The 18,558-nt window shown below is 42.5% G+C and carries 15 protein-coding genes; 10 read left to right on the top strand and 5 right to left on the bottom strand.

Annotated features, from left to right (window positions below; all coding sequences use genetic code 11):
• Positions 1-50: 50 nt before the first annotated feature.
• Positions 51-380 (bottom strand): hypothetical protein, encoded by a 330-nt coding sequence (locus I592_RS18825; protein ID WP_010778979.1) that lies wholly within the window; start codon positions 378-380, stop codon positions 51-53.
• A gap of 236 nt (positions 381-616) precedes the next feature.
• On the opposite strand from I592_RS18825, the gene I592_RS18820 reads away from it, so the two are divergent.
• Together I592_RS18820 and I592_RS18815 are read left to right on the top strand one after the other, a co-directional pair.
• On the top strand, positions 617-1,111 hold the full coding sequence (locus I592_RS18820; RefSeq protein ID WP_010778980.1) for an Lrp/AsnC family transcriptional regulator: 495 nt from the start codon (positions 617-619) through the stop codon (positions 1,109-1,111).
• Entirely contained in the window at positions 1,108-2,271 is a 1,164-nt protein-coding gene (locus I592_RS18815) for an aminotransferase class I/II-fold pyridoxal phosphate-dependent enzyme (protein ID WP_010778981.1), read from the top strand. Before I592_RS18820 ends, I592_RS18815 begins: the two co-directional genes overlap by 4 nt.
• A gap of 65 nt (positions 2,272-2,336) precedes the next feature.
• Here the strand turns inward: I592_RS18815 and I592_RS18810 are convergent, their stop codons facing one another.
• Positions 2,337-3,527, bottom strand: coding sequence for an AI-2E family transporter (locus I592_RS18810; RefSeq protein WP_010778982.1), 1,191 nt, complete (start codon positions 3,525-3,527; stop codon positions 2,337-2,339).
• 206 nt (positions 3,528-3,733) lie between these two features.
• Here I592_RS18810 and I592_RS18805 point away from each other — a divergent pair, with 206 nt between their 5' ends.
• Positions 3,734-4,855, top strand: coding sequence for an AI-2E family transporter (locus I592_RS18805; RefSeq protein ID WP_010778983.1), 1,122 nt, complete (start codon positions 3,734-3,736; stop codon positions 4,853-4,855).
• A gap of 257 nt (positions 4,856-5,112) precedes the next feature.
• On the opposite strand, the gene I592_RS18800 is transcribed toward I592_RS18805, so the two are convergent.
• Complete coding sequence (locus tag I592_RS18800; protein ID WP_010778984.1) at positions 5,113-6,507, bottom strand: amino acid permease; 1,395 nt, start codon at positions 6,505-6,507, stop codon at positions 5,113-5,115.
• Positions 6,508-6,825: 318 nt separating this feature from the next.
• Between I592_RS18800 and I592_RS18795 the strand changes: the two genes are divergently transcribed.
• A complete protein-coding gene (locus tag I592_RS18795; protein WP_010778985.1) occupies positions 6,826-7,818 on the top strand; it encodes a hypothetical protein in 993 nt (330 codons plus the stop codon).
• A 17-nt stretch (positions 7,819-7,835) separates the two neighbouring features.
• Here I592_RS18795 and I592_RS22220 read toward each other — a convergent pair whose 3' ends face one another.
• Positions 7,836-8,801 carry a response regulator transcription factor gene (locus tag I592_RS22220; protein ID WP_010778986.1) on the bottom strand — a complete coding sequence of 322 codons (966 nt, stop codon included), beginning with the start codon at positions 8,799-8,801 and terminating at the stop codon, positions 7,836-7,838.
• Between the two features lie 273 nt (positions 8,802-9,074).
• On the opposite strand from I592_RS22220, the gene ptcA reads away from it, so the two are divergent.
• The 5 genes from ptcA to I592_RS18765 all read left to right on the top strand — a co-directional run bounded on the left by ptcA (position 9,075) and on the right by I592_RS18765 (position 14,393).
• Positions 9,075-10,094: a putrescine carbamoyltransferase gene (gene ptcA, locus I592_RS18785; RefSeq protein WP_010778987.1), complete on the top strand. Its 1,020-nt coding sequence runs from the start codon at positions 9,075-9,077 to the stop codon at positions 10,092-10,094.
• A gap of 121 nt (positions 10,095-10,215) precedes the next feature.
• Positions 10,216-11,637: an APC family permease gene (locus I592_RS18780; RefSeq protein WP_010778988.1), complete on the top strand. Its 1,422-nt coding sequence runs from the start codon at positions 10,216-10,218 to the stop codon at positions 11,635-11,637.
• On the top strand, positions 11,591-12,688 hold the full coding sequence (gene aguA, locus I592_RS18775) for an agmatine deiminase (RefSeq protein ID WP_010778989.1): 1,098 nt from the start codon (positions 11,591-11,593) through the stop codon (positions 12,686-12,688). Before I592_RS18780 ends, aguA begins: the two co-directional genes overlap by 47 nt.
• A 9-nt stretch (positions 12,689-12,697) precedes the next feature.
• Positions 12,698-13,627 carry a carbamate kinase gene (gene arcC / locus I592_RS18770; protein WP_010778990.1) on the top strand — a complete coding sequence of 310 codons (930 nt, stop codon included), beginning with the start codon at positions 12,698-12,700 and terminating at the stop codon, positions 13,625-13,627.
• Positions 13,628-13,724: 97 nt separating this feature from the next.
• A complete protein-coding gene (locus I592_RS18765; protein WP_010778991.1) occupies positions 13,725-14,393 on the top strand; it encodes a CPBP family intramembrane glutamic endopeptidase in 669 nt (222 codons plus the stop codon).
• Positions 14,394-14,493: 100 nt separating this feature from the next.
• Here the strand turns inward: I592_RS18765 and I592_RS18760 are convergent, their stop codons facing one another.
• Positions 14,494-17,061, bottom strand: a complete 2,568-nt coding sequence (locus I592_RS18760) for a transglycosylase domain-containing protein (protein ID WP_010778992.1) — start codon at positions 17,059-17,061, stop codon at positions 14,494-14,496.
• Between the two features lie 180 nt (positions 17,062-17,241).
• On the opposite strand from I592_RS18760, the gene I592_RS18755 reads away from it, so the two are divergent.
• Positions 17,242-18,195, top strand: a complete 954-nt coding sequence (locus I592_RS18755) for a hypothetical protein (RefSeq protein WP_010778993.1) — start codon at positions 17,242-17,244, stop codon at positions 18,193-18,195.
• Positions 18,196-18,558 lie beyond the last annotated feature (363 nt).

Below are 18,558 nucleotides of genomic sequence, written 5' to 3'. Positions count from 1 at the left end.
TTTTAAGTGGTGAAGGAACAAAAAAATTGTAAAGAAGCAGTTGCGCTTCTTTACAATTCTTCTCGAACTGTATTCGTGATTTTTTTAAGGTCGTCTGTCATTTGTCCAGAATGTCTGATGATATCGGATACGCGTAAGAAGCTGTTTTTATACATCGCTACTTCGCGAAACTTCTTATATTTTTCTTCGATCTCATTAAAAGTCGCTGGTTTACGATCGTCTTTTTCGACGGTTTCTGACCCGTTTACGTAATACATTCCTAAAAATGAAAGCGCGTCGTTGATGCCATCTAAGAAAGCCTCGTACTCTTCTTGGCGAATCTTTCCGTCAGCTAAACGCTGCCTCTGTTTTTCAATAAATATTTCGATTACTTGTTCCATTCTCAATCCTCCTGTCTCTACACCATTTTCTTATTGCTCATCTCATTTATTGTACTATGAAACCCGGTACTTGTGTTATAAAAAAAGAAAAAATTTTAGTATGGATAAAATACAATGAATCGTTCTCGCGTATTTAGCGAATTTTCAAAATCATTTGACAGTTTTTCTTTTTTTGGGAATAATAAACGAAAGATTAAAATAATCTAACAAATGGATAAATCGAAGGAGACCTTTCTATGGAACAGAGTAAACGCAAACAATTGTTGAAACTAATTGAATCCGATTGTCGGTTAAGCGTAGAAGAATACGCCGTGATGTTAGGCGAAGATGAAGTGATCGTTTCTGCAGAAATCAAACGAATGGAAGAAGAAAAAATTATTTGCGGCTATCGTGCCTTGATTGATTGGGATAAAGTAGAAGACGATTGGATCGAAGCCTTAGTGGAAGTGCAAACGATCCCTAAAGGCGAGGATGGGTATCGTGAGATCGCGGAGCGCGTACGAAAATTTCCTGAAGTCAAATCCTTCTTTTTTGTCAGCGGTGGCTTTGATTTTATTTTACTGCTGCAAGGACGCAATATTAAGGAGATCTCAAAATTCATCTCCACCAACCTCGCGTCGATCCCAGATGTTTCCGGGACGCAAACGCATTTCTTGTTAGACAAATACAAGGAGTGGGGCATCGATATGTATCAAGATGACTCTGATCCTAGAATTCAGGTGAGCCCATGAGAAATTTTTTAACGAAAAAAATCACAGATATTCAGCCTTCGGGCATTCGGAAATTTTTTGATATCGTTTCGGAGCAGCCGGATGCGATATCTCTAGGGGTGGGTGAGCCGGATTTTGATACGCCGTCCCACATGACGCAAGAAGGGGTTCGATCAATTCAGGAAGGACGAACATTTTACACGGCAAATGCCGGGATGATCGAGCTTCGAGAGAAAATCAGCGACTACCTGCTTTTCAGGAACAAAGTTCAGTATGATCCTAAAACCGAGATCATCGTAACAGTCGGCGGCAGTGAAGCCATAGACATCGCTTTACGGACCTTTGTTGATCCGGGGGATGAAGTCATTATTCCTCAGCCTAGTTTTGTCTGCTATGAACCAATCACACAAATGGTCGGTGGAACGCCAGTGACCATTGATCTTCAATCAAACAATCATTTTATGCTGACGGCGGAAGAGCTGGAGAGCGTATTGACGGAAAAAAGCAAAATTTTGATTTTGTCATTTCCTAACAATCCAACGGGGGGCACGATGGACCGCGAAGCGTTGATCAAAATCGCGGATGTTGTGAAGAAGCATGATCTATTAGTTATTTCCGACGAAATCTACGCGGAATTGGTGTATGATGAGCCGTTTACCAGTATTTCAGAATTACCGGGAATGCGTGAACGGACGATCGTCATCAATGGTTTCTCGAAGGGGTTCGCTATGACAGGCTGGCGGTTGGGCTTTATGGCCGGACCAGAAATGTTCATAGAGCAATTATTGAAGCTTCATCAATACACGATCATGGCAGCACCGACAGCAAGTCAGTACGCAGCCTTAGCTGGATTGAAAAATAATTGGCAAGAGACAGTCGAACCGATGCGCTTATCCTATGAAGAGCGGCGCAATTATTTGCACCATGCATTAGAGAAAATGGGGTTGCCGTGCTATAAAGCCAAAGGCGCTTTTTACCTTTTCCCGCAAATCAGTCAATTCGGCATGAGCAGCGAGGATTTTGCTTTGCGTCTGCTTGAAGAAGAAAAATTAGCAGTTGTACCGGGGTCGGCATTCGGCAAGAGCGGTGAAGGATTCTTACGTCTTTCGTATGCTTATTCGATCTATGAATTAAAAGAAGCGATTCAACGGCTGGAACGATTTGTTCAGCGACTGAACTGACAAGCTGGAGCGGGAAATCCGCTCCTTTTTTGATGCAAAAAAACCTGCTCGAAAGCGAGCAGGTTTTAGTTTGCCGGGTATTCTTCTTGCGAAAACTCCGTATCTTCATATTCACCATCGTCTTTGCCATAATAGCGGTTGTATCGCTGCTTGAACTTACGGAAAAGAAAGACACCGAAAGCTTTGAAAATCGTGTAGGTCGGGATACCAAAAACAAGACCAAACAATCCGAAGAGATTTCCCATGACCAATAGGACTAAAACGATCGTAACAGGATGGACCTTTAATTGATCCCCTAAAACTTTTGGTTCAATCACATTGCCGTTTAAGATTTGCTCGACGATCCATACAAGAACCAATCCAATCAGCATTTGGAAAGAGTGGAGCAGGGCGATCACTGCACAGGGTACAAAGGCGATGAAAGGCCCGATATAAGGAATCACGGAGGTAATTGTAACGAGAATCGCTAAGGGCAGAGCGTAAGGCATACTGATAATCAAAAAGCCGATAAAGACGATCACGCCGTTGGCTAAAGCGACAATAAATTGACCCTTCAAATAATCCCCCACTTGACTATTCAAAATTCCCCCTAGTTCTTTGGAATCCTCACGAAACTTCGGCGGCAGTAATTTCAAGAAATAGCCGTGAAAATTGTGAGCATCTTTCAATAGAAAGAAAGTGATGATGGGTGCTGTAAATAAAATAACGAAAAAGCCGCTGACCGTCGAAAAGAGATTTCCAACAAAGGTCTGGATGTCTCCGAGAGAATTAGATAAAGTGCTGATAATCTGATAAACGACATCCTCTAAAGAATCAAAGATTTCTTCGATGGGGCTCTCAAAAACCGTTCCGGCCGCGAGATCCTGTAAGGTTAAATTGAAATTTTCTACATGTTGCGGAAAATCATTGACTAAACTAGCGGTTTGGCTGTATATTCTCGGGACTGCCCAAACGAAGAAGGCGCCTAAGACCAATAACAAAACAACGACGATCCCTAAAATCGAATACATTCGTTTGACGCCTTTTTTTTCAAAATAGTTCACGATGGGATCTAGTAAGTAATACAAAATCAGTGACAGCAGTACAGGTGCAAAAACCGTTTTAAAAATGATCGCTAGCGGGGTGAAAATGAACCGTACATGATAGAAAACAAAAATTAGTGCCCCCAACAGGACACCGGCAATCAATGTAAAAATTAGGTTCCGGCCGCCGATAAACTTGATCCAACGGGTCGCTTTTGTCGATGGTCGTTCCATTTTTATCAAATCCTTTTTTCTTTTAATTGTAGCGGATAATGAAGACCTACACAAAAAATAGGCTTAACCAATTAAAAGAAAAACCAAAATAATGCGTAAAATTCACAAAAATTATTTTTTATTTTTACAAAAATCGCTCTTCCTCCACCCATAAATGATAAGATGAAGCCATACCATACAAGGAAATATTTTTAGAGGAGGCGTTTATGCTGACACGTTTCAAACAGTCCAAGCTATTTTTTTGGACAGCGGAAATAGTCTTAACGATCATAGGTATTTATTTTCTTCTACAAATGCCGAACATCTTCAAACCGGTGATTGGGATGGCTTCAGCGATCTTGCTGCCGTTGGTGATTGCAGGATTTCTTTATTACATGTTTGATCCAATCGTTGTATTTTTAGAGGAGCGAGGCGGACTGCCGAGGGTGATCGGGTTTCTCCTGTCCTTTATCGTGATCGCTTTTGTGATTGCTTTAGTATTGATGAATGCAGTTCCCAAAATGATTGAACAAACCGTTCAGTTGACGCAAAATTTACCGATCTATGCGGAGGAAACGGGTCGCTGGTTAAATGAACTTGCAAATAAGGAAGAGTTTAAAAACTTCCATTTAGGGGAACAATTGGCCGCAGCGAACTTAACGATCAATAATTTGATCAAAGTCGGGATCGTCAGTGTGACCTCTAGTTTGTCACGAATCGTGGGGTTTGCGATGAAGTTTTTTGTGCTGTTGTTCACAGTACCCTTTATTTTGATTTTCATGTTTAAAGATGGACACAAATTCTTAGATGCTGTTTCGCAGTTTTTCCCGCTAACGATCCGCAAAGAGCTGCGGCAAACGGTACGTGAATTGAACGAGACGCTGTCTGCGTACATCAGCAGTACGGTTTTAGATGCGTTCATCATTGGGATTCTAAGCTTTTTAGCGATGACGATCTTCAAACAGCCTTACAGTTTGTTGTTGGCTATTTTTTGCGGCGTCACGAACATCATTCCGTATGTTGGGCCATTTATCGGTGCGGTGCCGGCGGTGATCGTCGGACTGTTCATTTCGCCGCTTCAGGCACTGTACATGGGACTATCGATCCTAGTTATCCAGCAGTTGGACGGCAATTTGATCAAGCCATTGCTATTTGGGAAGTCCTTGAACGTCCATCCGCTGACCATTATTTTAGTGTTGATCGGGGCTGGGAGTGTCGCGGGCATCTTGGGCATGTTGATCTGTATTCCAGTGTATGCCGTCATAAAAACGTTGGTCATCAATATTCATAAGATTTACCAGCTCCGCCGCGAGAGCCATTTACTGAAAGATCCTAGAGAAGAGCAATAAGAAAACACGAAAACGTCTTTTTAGAAAATCGATTTTTTGTTTGTGTAGGCTCTACAGTAGGATTCATTTTACATCAATCAAAGGCATACCAAAAAGGAAGCAGTGAGCCACTGCTTCCTTTTTCGTCTTCTGATAACGTGAATGAATTCAAGACTCATGAGCGATTTACAATTGAGTTTAACGTATAGACCAATTCTGTAAAAATCGTCAAAAGACAAGCGTTTTTCACAATCAGTGTGTGAAATAAATAACTGAATTTACTCCCGCTCGTCAAAATCATGCAAAATTTTGGTTGATATCGGTTTATTTCGCTCGAATTTGAAATGGTAAATTGCCAGTAGTGCGATAAACCAGATCGGTGAGAAAATCAACGCTTCCCGCGTATCTGAGGCAAGTGCCAAAACAAACAAGACAAAGGCTAAAAAGGCGAAGACCAGGTAGTTTGCATAAGGGAACAGCGGCAATTTAAACGAACTTTTTGCTGCTAGCTCAGGTTTTGTTTTACGAAAACGCATATGAGTAAAGACGATCATGCCCCAGATGAAGATAAAGCAAATCGTTGCGATGGAGCTGATCATCGTAAAGATATGACTCGGAACGAAAAAGTTCAAGATCACCGCGATGAAGATCACCAGGGTAGAGAACACTAACGCATTTCCAGGGACGCGGTTTTTAGTTAATTTTTTGAAGCGACTAGGCGCGCTGCCTTCTTGTGCCAATGAACGAACCATCCGGCTCGTACTATAGATGGCGCTGTTACAGGCGGACATAGCGGAGCTTAACACGACTAAGTTGACGATCGATGCGGCCGCTGCGATACCGATCTCGGAAAAGACTTGGACGAAAGGGCTTTGATCGGCCGACAGGCTTGTCCAAGGATAGATCGACATAATCATAAATAAAGAGCCTAAATAGAAGAGAATGATCCGTACAGGGATCGTATTAATGGCCTTTGGTAAAACCGATTTCGGATCAGAGGTTTCTCCACCAATCAAGCCTACCAATTCCACACCGCAAAAAGCGAAGGTCGCCATTTGGAAGGAGAGGACGAAACCGCCAGCACCTTTAGGGAAAAACCCGCCGTGACTCCACAAATTAGTGACGGTCACGTGACCTGCGCTTGTTTTGAAACTTGTGAGGATCATAAATGCGCCAGCAAGAATCAGGGCAATGATCGCCACGACTTTGATCAACGCGAACCAAAACTCCAATTCGCCAAACAATCCAACGGCAACCAGATTCAGCCCAAGCAACAAGACCAAAGCAATAATTTCAGGCAGCCATTGTGGAATATCTGGCAGCCAGTAATTCACATACATCCCGGTGGCTGTTAAATCCGCCATCGCAATCGCGATCCAGCAAAACCAATACGTCCAGCCGGTAACAAACGCAGCCTTATTGCCCAAGTAGTCCGCTATAAAATCTAAGAAAGAATGGTAATTCAAATTTGATAACATTAATTCACCTAACGCACGCATGATTAAAAAAATGATGCATCCGGTAATTGCGTAGGATAGAAGAATCGACGGCCCCGTTAGCTGGATCGTTCTCCCTGAACCGAGAAACAATCCAGTGCCAATGGCTCCCCCAATTGAGATCAATTGGACGTGACGGCTTTTTAAACCTCTATCCAATTCTTCATGACTTTCCAATTAAATCAGTCCTTTTTTTAAGATTAGAACGAGTTTATCAGAAAAAAGACAGCGATTAAAGAAATCCATGAAAAATAAAAAAAGAGTAAAAATATTCTAATTTTTTTAAAATAACAAAACAATTAGAAAGAGTTACTAAAGTTTCACTATTATTTGTGCTTTGCAGGTATTAAAATGCTATAATATTGGCAGCTTGGCCGTTCAATCGTTTGCTGCTTAGAGATAAGCTAGACAAAGTGCTTGAATCTAAGGTCAATAAAAATAAAACGTATTTTCCACTTTCGGAGAAATAAATACCTGAATGAAGGGGGAGCCGGTTTGAATAAGAAAACAATCGGTTGGGTGGTACTCGGACTGGTTGTGTTGGGCGCCGTTGGTTTTGCCAGCTATCATATCTATCAAGAAAAAGTGATTCAATCAGAGAACGAAACCAAAAAAACACTGAATGCTCGTCTGACCAATCTTTATGAAGATCAAAAATCAGGCTATTTCAAAGCAGACATTTCAGCATCTGCATTTGACGACCTTGCCACTGAAGTAAAAAATCAGCGCGGGGAAAGTAGAACGCTGGAGGATATTGATCAAGCAAAGAAAAATTTTGATATCCAAACAGAATTGAATGCTCTTTTTGAAAAAAGTGTCCTCAATGGCTTGGATCTATCCGCACATCCTGTATTGAAAAAGCCAGATGGGGAGCAGATCAGCAAAATCAAAGAGCAATTGGACCAAAGTTCTGCGAAGGAGAAAGACTGGGGGCAGGACATCAGCATGCTCCTAGGGATCGCGGAAAATCAGTCGAAGGATTTTTCAAGTGCCGAAAATGATGTCACAACGCTTGTTAATAAAGGAAGCAGCTTGTCCTTGTCGGATTATTTGGCGGGAATCAAAACGTTGGCTGTGTTGCCGGACGGTAAATTCAAGCAGCAGCTTTTAGATAAGTTGACACCGGTAAAAAATCAATTGGCCAATGAGAATGCGAGTTTTGCTTCGCAGATCCAGCAAAGTGACGCCTCGATGGCTGCAGCAGAAAAAAGCTATCAAGAACGTCAGGCTAAAGCTTTGGCAGATCGTACAAAGGAACTGAATGAGCTGAAAAAGACATTGGCAGAAAAGCAATCAACCTATGATTCTTACAAAGACATTTTGGATTCCATCAGCGACAGCCGCAAAGACGATTCTTCGCGTAAGAAATCTGAAGAGGATTCACGTTCACGCGAATCGGATACGTCTCGTTCCTCCGGTTCATCAAGTTCCAGCTCCAGCAGTTCATCAAGCTCGTCCTCTGAACAACGTCAACCTGAAGACGATTAAAAGAGCAACGATTTCTTCTAAGAGAAATCGTTGCTCTTTTTTAGCGTCATCTTTTGATTGGCAACTTGTTGGTATTCTTCAAAAAGAGGAAAGATCTGCGTTCGTTTCTTAATGTCGAGTTTTATGAAGATGTTATGGACATGGGTCTTTACGGTTCCTAAAGAGAGGAACAGGCGGTCCGCAATTTCCTGATTCGTACAGTGAAAAAGTAAAAGCTCAAAGACTTCAGATTCCCTCTGCGTGAATTGGTGAGCATGACAAAACCGTTGAATCAAGAGTGCTTCCTCTTGTTCTTCTGAGGAGAGTTCTTCAGAATGCTGCCGTTCCTTTAGAAAATAATGGCAGAGCAGAAGACAGACGGTAATCGAAAAAATGTCCTCTGAAATACTTCGATTATAAATTTTTGTCGTTAAAGAGCTGTATTGATCAATATTGAAAATCACGAAGCTGTCCTCAATGACGATCAGAACACTAAAAAGAAAACTGATAATGGACAACTTTTTCAAATACCCGATATTTAAATCGGGAAGCGGCAATCGCGTCCCTCGCCAGCAATAAAAACCGAGATAAAATAGGAAAAGCTGATTGCCCAAATAATAGAGCCAGACTTTAAATGCAGAGTTGGCCATTAGAGGAACTGTGATCATCCAGACAGCTAAAGCGATCAGCAGGCCATAGTGGGGAGCTTTGAGCTTTTCGTTTCGCAGATCGGCGATGATGGAGATCGAAAAGAAGGCATTCCCCATAAAAATGATCGTTTTGATCGCAGGACCGCTCATAAACGATTGGTCATAGCTTTGCGCAAAGGAATTGATGAATTCGGTCATATAAATAATGACGTTGTCAAAAATAAAAAAGGCCAGATAGAAACTAATCAGTAAAAACACTTTGTTTTTTTCTTTTAGATAGGAATTAATTGCGAAAGCCATAGTGATGGAATATAGAATGATCAAAAGTATATTGTAAACGAAGATAGCAATCATATTGAATCCCCTTTCATTAAAGAATTATTAGACTCCTTTTTTCTTTCTAAGTATAACACCATTTATTCCGTCTTCGCTCCTAAAATCGCTAAACTTTTTTCTAAACTTTTCTAAACCCTTGTAAAATAAAAGGTTTATACCTAAAAATAAACCGCATGAAAATGTCTATTTTTCGAAATGTTAGCGTTTACATCCTTTGGCTTATCGTAAACTTGCTTATTTATCAGTAAATTGAAGGAGCAAAAGCAAACAAATTACTTAGGAGGCGTCAACATGGCAAAAAGAGATTTCATTACAACAGAAAATTACACGAAGGAGGAAATTCAATACATCGTCGATTTATCTTTGAAAATCAAAGCTTCTATTAAAAATGGTTATTATCCGCCATTATTAAAAAATAAAGTATTGGGCATGATCTTCCAACAATCTTCTACTAGAACACGGGTTTCATTTGAAACAGCGATGACACAATTAGGTGGACACGCAGAATACTTGGCACCAGGCCAAATCCAATTAGGTGGGCATGAAACGATTGAAGATACGAGTCGCGTATTGTCTCGCTTAGTCGATATCTTGATGGCACGGGTAGAACGTCATCACAGCGTGTACGACTTAGCAAACAATGCAACGATTCCAGTTATTAATGGGATGTCTGATTTCAACCATCCGACACAAGAATTAGGCGACTTATGTACAATGATCGAACATTTACCTGAAGGCAAGAAAATTGAAGACTGCAAAGTATCCTTCATTGGCGATGCGACACAAGTATGTTTCTCATTAGGCTTAGTAGCAACAAAAATGGGCATGGAATTTGTACAATTCGGTCCTAAAGGCTTCCAATTGAATGAAGACCACCGTGAACGATTAGATGCGATCTGTAAAGAATCAGGCGGATCATACACTGTATCTGATGAAATCGAATCTATCGAAGGTTCCGATTATGTATACACAGACGTTTGGTACGGATTGTATGAAGCAGAATTATCTGAAGAAGAACGAATGAGCACATTCTATCCGAAATACCAAGTAAACGATGAATTGATGAAACGTGCTGGCGAAAATGCGAAATTCATGCATTGCTTGCCTGCAACTCGTGGCGAAGAAGTGACAGATGAAGTGATGGACGGACCAAACTCGATCTGTTTCGATGAAGCAGAAAACCGTTTGACATCGATCCGCGGCTTGCTGGTTTACTTGATGCACGATTATGCAGAAAAGAACCCAACTGATGAAAAGAAACAAGCAGAAGCAAAAGCAGATTTGGAAGTCTTCTTAGGCAAAGCACTATAGACCCAAAAGGTGAGGACGGAAATGATCTGCGGCATTCAGTAAATTCATCAGGATTATTTCCATTCGGGGATTGAGGAATTCCTCAATCCCCGTTTCCCTTGTACCGGAAAGGAAGAAAACAATGGAAGAAAAAAAGAAAAAATTTAGTTTGATGAGTGCAATCTTATCCGTTATCTGTGTCGTATTCGTAGCGGAGGCGGCAGCGCCAGTGGCAGCAATCGGGAATTCACAGTTTTTTTGGTGGATCTTCTTACTGATCGCGTTCCTTTTGCCATACGGGTTGATTTCGTCAGAATTAGGAACGACCTATATTGGCGACGGCGGGATCTACGATTGGGTGACGCAAGCATTTGGTCACCGCTGGGGTTCACGCGTGTCTTGGTATTATTGGATCAATTATCCATTATGGCTGGCTTCTTTAGCGGTGGTTTGTCCAGATTTATTAACAACGATCACGGGCATTGAGTTTCCAACGATCGCGGCAATTCTGATCGAACTGGTCTTTATTTGGGTGATCGTGTGGATCAGTTTTTACCCAGTCGCGGACAGTGTGTGGATCTTAAATGGGGCAGCAGTCATTAAAATGCTTTTAGCGATTTTGATTGGTGCATTAGGACTCTATACGTTTGTGACAAAAGGCGCAGCGAATGAATTCACCTTGTCTTCAATGCTGCCAAGCTTTGACTTGAACAGTTTATCCTTTATTTCAGTAATCATCTTTAATTTACTTGGGTTTGAAGTTATTTGTACCTTTGCAGACGATATGGAAAATCCTAAGAAACAAATTCCGCAATCGATTATTGCCGGCGGTCTAGTGATCGCAGCAATCTACATTTTCTCTGCATTCGGGATCGGGGTGGCGATTCCAACAGATCAAATCAGTACCGGCAGCGGTTTGATGGACAGCTTCAAGCTATTGACAGGTTCGACTGGCGGCTGGTTCATCATCGCGATGGCTTTCTTATTCTTGCTGACGTTGTTCGGCAACATGATCTCTTGGTCATTAGGTGTAAACAATACCGCTTGCTACGCAGCAGAAAACGGCGACATGCCGAAAATTTTTGCAAAACGCGGCGGAAAAGACGAAATGCCGATCGGAGCAGCTATCATGAACGGGATCGTTGCAACCGTGGTGGTCGTTATTGCACCGATCTTGCCAAATCAAGACCTATTCTGGGCGTTCTTCTCATTAAACCTTGTAATGTTCTTGATGTCTTATGTTCCAGTATTCCCAGCATTCTACAAATTACGCCAAATCGATCCAGACACACCGCGACCATTCAGAGTCGGCGGCAGCGACGGCGTATTGAAGCTTTTAGTGGCATTGCCAATGATCATGATCGTGATTTCGTTGATCTTTACTGCCTTGCCATTGCAATTTGATCCAGAAACATTGAGCCAACAACTTCCGATCACGATCGGAGCAATCGCCTTTACCATTTTCGGTGAAGCGATCATATGGGTGAAAAAAATCAAAAAAGAAGGAGTAATTTATCATGGCGAAGAGAATCGAAAAGACAACACCGAAGCAAGACGGGTTTAGAATGCCCGGCGAGTACGAACCACAGGAAAAGGTTTGGATGATTTGGCCAGAACGTCCAGATAACTGGCGCGACGGAGGAAAACCGGCTCAAGAAGCCTTCACGGAAGTAGCGAAAGCAGTCAGCAAATTTACACCAATGAACGTGGTCGTTTCGCAGCAGCAATTCCAGAACTGCCGTCGTCAATTACCAGAGGACATCACGGTTTACGAAATGTCTAACAACGATGCATGGATTCGTGACTGCGGGCCGAGCTTCGTGATCAACGGCAAAGGCGAACTGCGCGGGAATGACTGGGGCTTCAATGCTTGGGGTGGACTTGTCGACGGGTTGTACTTCCCATGGGACCAAGACGATTTGATCGCACAAAAAATCTGCGAGATCGAACACGTTGATTCCTACCGCACAGATGAGTTCATTTTAGAAGGTGGTTCTTTCCACGTGGATGGCGAAGGGACTGTCTTGACGACTGAAATGTGTTTGTTAAGTGAAGGGCGCAATCCTCACATGACGAAAGAGGAAATCGAAGAAAAATTATGCGACTACTTGAACTGTGAAAAAGTTCTTTGGTTAGGCGACGGGATCGATCCAGAAGAAACCAATGGACACGTAGATGACGTGGCGTGCTTCGTTCGTCCAGGAGAAGTGGCATGTATCTATACGGAAGATGAAAACAGCCCATTCTATGAAGCAGCACAAGATGCATACAAACGTCTGAATGAAATGACAGACGCAAAAGGCCGCAAGCTAAAAGTGCATAAGATCTGCTGCCCAATCGAAAATGTGACGATCGACGGCAATTTCAAGATCGATTACGTGGAAGGAACGATGCCGCGTGAAGACGGCGATATCTGTATCGCGTCATACATGAACTTCTTGATTACCAATAACGGCGTGATCGTGCCTCAATACGGTGACAAGAACGATGCGTTAGCTTTAGAACAATTAGAAATGATTTTCCCAGATAAAGAAATTGTGGGCGTTAATACAGTAGAAATCGTGTACGGCGGCGGAAACATCCACTGCATCACGCAACAACAACCACAAAGATAGGAGACCCTCATGTCAAAAATCGTGATCGCTTTAGGCGGAAATGCGTTAGGAAATTCTGCCAATGAACAATTAACCAAAGCAGAATTAGCAGCGAAATCCATCGCGGATCTCATTACAGCCGGACACCATGTCGTGATCGCTCACGGCAATGGTCCGCAAGTCGGAAAAATCCGTTTGGCCTTCGAAGAAACCAGCAAGACGGCGGAAGATACGATGCCGTTCCCAGAATGTACAGCGATGAGCCAAGGCTACATTGGCTATCATTTGCAGCAAGCCATTGATGAAGAATTGGTTTCCCGCGGAATGGAAGACATTCCAGTCGTTTCGATGCTGACACAAGTCGTTGTTGATCCGAAAGATCCAGCCTTCTCAAATCCGACGAAGCCGATCGGCGGGTATTACACGGAAGAAGAAGCCAAAAAACTGATGGATGAAACAGACGATGTGTATGTTGAAGACGCAGGTCGCGGCTGGCGGCGGGTCGTTCCATCACCAAAACCAGTAGATATTTACGAAAAAATCAGTTTAAAAACCTTAGTCGATGCGGGGCAAGTCGTCATCGCCTGTGGTGGAGGAGGTATTCCGGTAATCTATGAAGGCTCACGCTACAAAGGCGTCGATGCCGTCATCGATAAAGATTTTGCCGCAGCTAAAATGGCTGCGCTGATCGACGCAGATGTCTTCATTATATTAACAGCTGTTGACCATGTCTTCGTCAACTTCGGCAAACCTGATCAAAAGGCGTTGGAAACAACGACTGTCGCTGACATGCAGCAATACATTAGCGAAGACCAATTCGCTCCTGGCAGTATGCTGCCAAAAGTCGAAGCGGCAATCGACTTCGCTGAATCAAAGGCAGGCCGTCAAGCCATCATCGCTTCTTTAGAACAAGCGTCAGAAGCCGTGAAAGGCAACAGCGGAACGAAAGTACAGATGTAAACTCAAAATCCCGATTTCTTGGTATATTTTCCAAGGAATCGGGATTTTTTGCGTGTGTTTGCACGGTACAATAAAAGAAAAGGGAGTGAGAGGAGCCATGAAAAATCAAACAGTCGATAAACTATGGAATGTGATGATTTGTATAGGATTAGGCGGTTTGGTCGTATTTTTTTCGGTGATGTTCTCCATGTTTTTAGTGATCGCCCAAAGAAACAACGATCATAGTTTTACGACAATTGATAGTTTTGCACTCTGTCTGTTTTGCTTATTTGCCTCATTTATACTCCTACGGCTTTCTCAAAGTTTAGATTTGTTCTTTTTTGATTTGAAATTTTTGACCAAGAGAAATATTCAAATCATTTTAACAGCCACGATTTCTCTACTTATTCTCTCCGTGTTGGAATCCGTCCTTATCGATCACAAAGTCATTATTGAAAAAGCGTTAAATCCATTAGACACGCAGGTTCTATCTACAGTTCCGCTAGTGATCATTGTACTTTTTACGTTCGTTCTTAGCCCAATTATGGAAGAAGTTGTTTTCCGAGGAGGAATTATTGGGTTGGCTTTCAAGGATCACGCTTTTTTAGGTGTATGGGTATCGAGTATCTTGTACAGCATTTTATTGCAGCCGGAAACCTTTATCTGCGGACTCTTATATTTACTAGTGAATGGTATTCTAGGTCTCGCTTACGTGAAGACAGGAAGGCTGATTGTTCCGCTGCTTATCAAAATAAGTGCATGTCTGATAGTATTTTTTCTCATATAGTGAATGGGATGGCGGCTGCTTTAAAGGAGTGAATATCCGCAACTTGTCTATCTCATGTCACTAAACTAGAAAAACAGCCGCCGAATCGGCGACTGTTTTTTTAGTCTTTTTCTGCTTGTTCGACTTGTTTTTTCAAATCATTGATCCGTTTGTCTAAGTCTTTGCTTTGGTTCTTTGTGTCTTGAATTTGGTCTTTGACCGTATTCAGTTCAGAGTCTCGCGCGGCTTTTTCATGGGCGTACTCTGCTTCTTTGTTGCGGTAGACATTGGTGTATTGGTCCGAAAGGGAACCGCCCGAAGGCTCAACCTGTTGGACCAGAGCAAAGACTTGTTGTGCATACTGATCGAAGGTCTGCCAATTGTCCTGACTGTCTGTGACGATGATCTCGAATTGACTCAACGTATCGATTCGTTCAGAAATCAATTGATTGCTGAAGGTTGAAGCTTCTTCAACCATTGGCGTATTCAACTTCGCCGCCGTTAATTCGTTGGCTTTTTGTTTCGCCAAGGTATCGATGTTCGCTGTCGAAGTCTGCAACGCATTCTTACGTGTTGCTAAGACTTGCTTTGTTTGACTGGAACGAGTCACCAATTGGTTGCCGACTTTTTGCACGGAAGAAGGCATTTGGAAATCAACGTCTTCTTTGCCATTATTTAAAAGATCCATCGTTTGTTTGAAAATTTCCTTCGTTGCCTGTCCCACGCTGCTGTTGTCCTGTGGTTGCGGCGTGTCATCGCCGGCCCAAACAGCTACGGTGTAATACGGGGTGGCGCCGACCGTCCATAAATCCTTTGCTTCATCTGTCGTCCCGGTCTTGACCGCCCAATTTTGATTGTGGGCCAAGGCCAGCCCGTTTGCCGTACCATCAGGGTCTTGATGGACAGCTTTCATCGTATCGATGGTCAAATAGGCAGCATCGTCGCTGTACACTTTTTGTTGCGCAAGATCGTTTTGCGCGAAGATCTCTTGTCCATTGTCTTTTCGCTTGATCGTTTGGATGTTTAATGGTGCGCGGTAATTCCCTTGATTAACTAAAGTAGCGATTCCACTCGCCATTTCCTGTGTGGTGGCACCATAGGTCATCCCGCCGACAGCGATGATCGGATTATCGTCTTGGACATCAAGTCCGGTAAATTGCATTTGCGCTAATGGCTGATAGACAGGCTCTTTTAATTCTGCCCGATTTTCTTCCGCTAATTTGTACGCAACGACGTTTGAAGATATCGCTAAGGCATTTCTTAAGGTCAAGTTTCCCTTAGAGCCATTGTAAATATTGTTTGGATACGTGTCGTTTGGTCGATCATCTGAAACGGCATTTGTCTCAAGCAAACCGCGCTCATACGCAGGCGCATAAGAGACTAGTGGCTTGATCGCTGATCCAGGTTGTCGGAAGGAGAGAAAGGCCCGATTGTAGTGGTTGCCCTCTTCGCCGCGCCCGCCGATACTTGCGACGACATCGCCTGTCTGATTGTCAATGACTGTCATCGCCGCCTGCTTCGTAAAGAAATCATTTTCTCCACGGTCTTGCCAAGCGTTCATGACGTTGCTGACGATTCCTTGCAGTTGATCATGAAGCCCCGTATCAATGTTCGTGCTGATTTGATAGCCTCCGGAAAGGATTCGCTGATACACTTTGTTATACGCTGTCTTGTATTCTTCGTTGTAGCGATCTTCTTCTTCCTTCGAGTCAAATTGATACTGGAAGCGGAAGTCCTGTTGCCCCATTAGAATCTTCGTCGCGGAATCGACGGCCAAAGCCACTTCATTATTGTCTAGCTGATTGTTCAGGGCGTTACTATGAATCTTCGCGGAGATATCGTCTGATTTCGCTTTTTCATATTGTTCTTTCGTGATATAACCCTGCGCGTTCATCTGTTTTAAAATCAGCTTGGCACGCTTTAAGGCATTTTCCTTATTGGTCGTAGGGTCAAAAATCCCCGGATTGTTCGTAATCCCTACCAGTGTTGCTTTTTCTAAAAGACTGGTGTCATTGATGGATTTTCCAAAATAGACCTTCGCCGCCGCGTTGATCCCGTAGGCACCGTGACCAAAGTACACGTTGTTTAAGTAATATTCTAAAATTTGGTGTTTTGTAAATCTTTTTTCCAGGGCTTGAGCCATGACCATTTCTTCGATTTTTCGAGAAATAGACACTTCAGGAGTCAAATAAATATTTTTGACTAATTGCTGGGTAATCGTAGAAGCCCCACGGACGCCGCGACCTGTAGCAGCATTCAATGCAATCGTCAAAAGCCCTTGCGTATCGACACCATGGTGTTCGTAGAAGCGCTTGTCTTCAATCGACATCAACGCCTGGGAAACAAGGGGGTCCATTTTTTTATACGTTAAATAGTCCCGCTCCTGCGTTTTTAACTCTTTGATGACTTGCCCGTTTTTATCGAGAATCGTGGTGGGGTGGTATTGCTTAAAGTCGCTTTCTTGAATTTTCGCCGCGTGCTCTTCACCAGCGTCGATCGCTGCGGTCACTTCCTTGCCATACTTTTGGAAAAAGAAAACCGTACCTGCGAGGAGCATTAAAAGTATCACGATAAGTATGCCTAATGAAATCTTAGTAGATTTCGCCAGCTTGATCCGTGAAGGCTTGTTTCGTGTGGGTTTCTTTTTGAGCTCTTGTTTTTTTTGATGCCGTTCTTGTCTGTTTGCCATATCCGCCTATCCTTATAAATCATTTCTTCTAGTGTAATAGAAATTGACGAGAATAACTATCATAATCCTATTTTTGCAAGGAAAATTTTAGATAATTTCATAAAAATAGGCAGTTATTCACTAGAAATACTTGACGCTTTTGCGATTAGTCGCCACAATAAGGAGGAGACGAGGTGACCTATGAACACAGCAAAAAAATGGTTGATCTTTTGGGGTGTCCTAGCAGCGTTGTTTGTCGGCATTTTTGGTATCGTATTAAGCGGAAATTTCCCACAATTCACGATTCCCTTCAGCGTGTTCGCAAGCGACGACAAAGCACAGAAAAAAGAAGAATTGCCAAAACTTAAAACTCTGGCATTAAAAGATATCAATGATCAAACGTTAGTAGAAGAACAAACAAAAAAAGTGGATGCACTGAATACAGCCTTTGAGGATGCAAGCAGCTTCTCTAGTTCACAGGCAATGGCGAGCACGATCGAAAAAATTTACGGGTCGGCGAAGGATGGCAAAAACATCTTTGATCTTTACCGCAAGATTTATCCGATGGTAAGCTCTGAAGAGAGCGGCTTTGTGAGTGTCAGTTTGATTGGCTTTGGTCAACGACTGATCGATGACCAGCCCATGATGACCCAGCGGCAGGTTTGGAGCTTTACCGATACAAACGGGACGCGCCATGATTATACGGTGAGACTGCGTTTCAATGATAAAGAACTGTCGGAGTTGACCGCAGAAGACGGCAGTGATATGAAGTCTGTCATCACAAAGGATGACACGTACCTTGATAAATCCGCAGACTTTGAGACAGCATGGACGGAAATAGTCCGTAAGGGAACAGATACGCAGTTGTATCGACAAATGCAAAAAGCAGGAATGAACAAGGACCAAATAGAATTTAAGGCATTAGAGAAAAGTATCTCTGTGAATGATCCAAGCGGCTTCTTTGAACTATTCAAGGATACCCGTGGGGACCTTACACACGCCTACCTTTCCGGTTTTTACCATACAAACACGCCAACAGACGGCCAGTCGGATTACTACTTCCGAGTACCGACGTCCGAGAAAAAAGTTTCAGAATTCGTTGTTGTCTACGATCGCTTGCAGCAAAAGATCGTTTCGATCAATCGAAAAGAATAGGAAGAATTCTTTTAGTTTTACAAGATATACTTAATTAAAAATAATAATTATATGATAAAGACCATCAATTTTTTGATGGTCTTTTTTTTTAGCGATCGATTGTTCTTAAAAGACAACTTTCTCAAAAAAGCGAGTTACTCCCAGTAATTGAATGCCCTCAGCCAACCAATTAATTAAATATATTATTAAATATATGGGATGTAGGAAAAACTTTTCATCATAATTCAAAGAATATTTTTGATTTTTGAGGGATTATAGAAATATATTACAATAATTGTTATATTTATGCCAAGAGGAAAATACCCCGAAGAATCACATTCTTAGAGGCGGGGAAAGTTGAGAGAGGAATCCTCTAACCTAAAC

Source organism: Enterococcus gilvus ATCC BAA-350, assembly GCF_000407545.1.
In the GTDB taxonomy this organism is placed as follows: domain Bacteria; phylum Bacillota; class Bacilli; order Lactobacillales; family Enterococcaceae; genus Enterococcus_A; species Enterococcus_A gilvus.
This window is presented reverse-complemented; position numbering and strand designations above follow the sequence as displayed.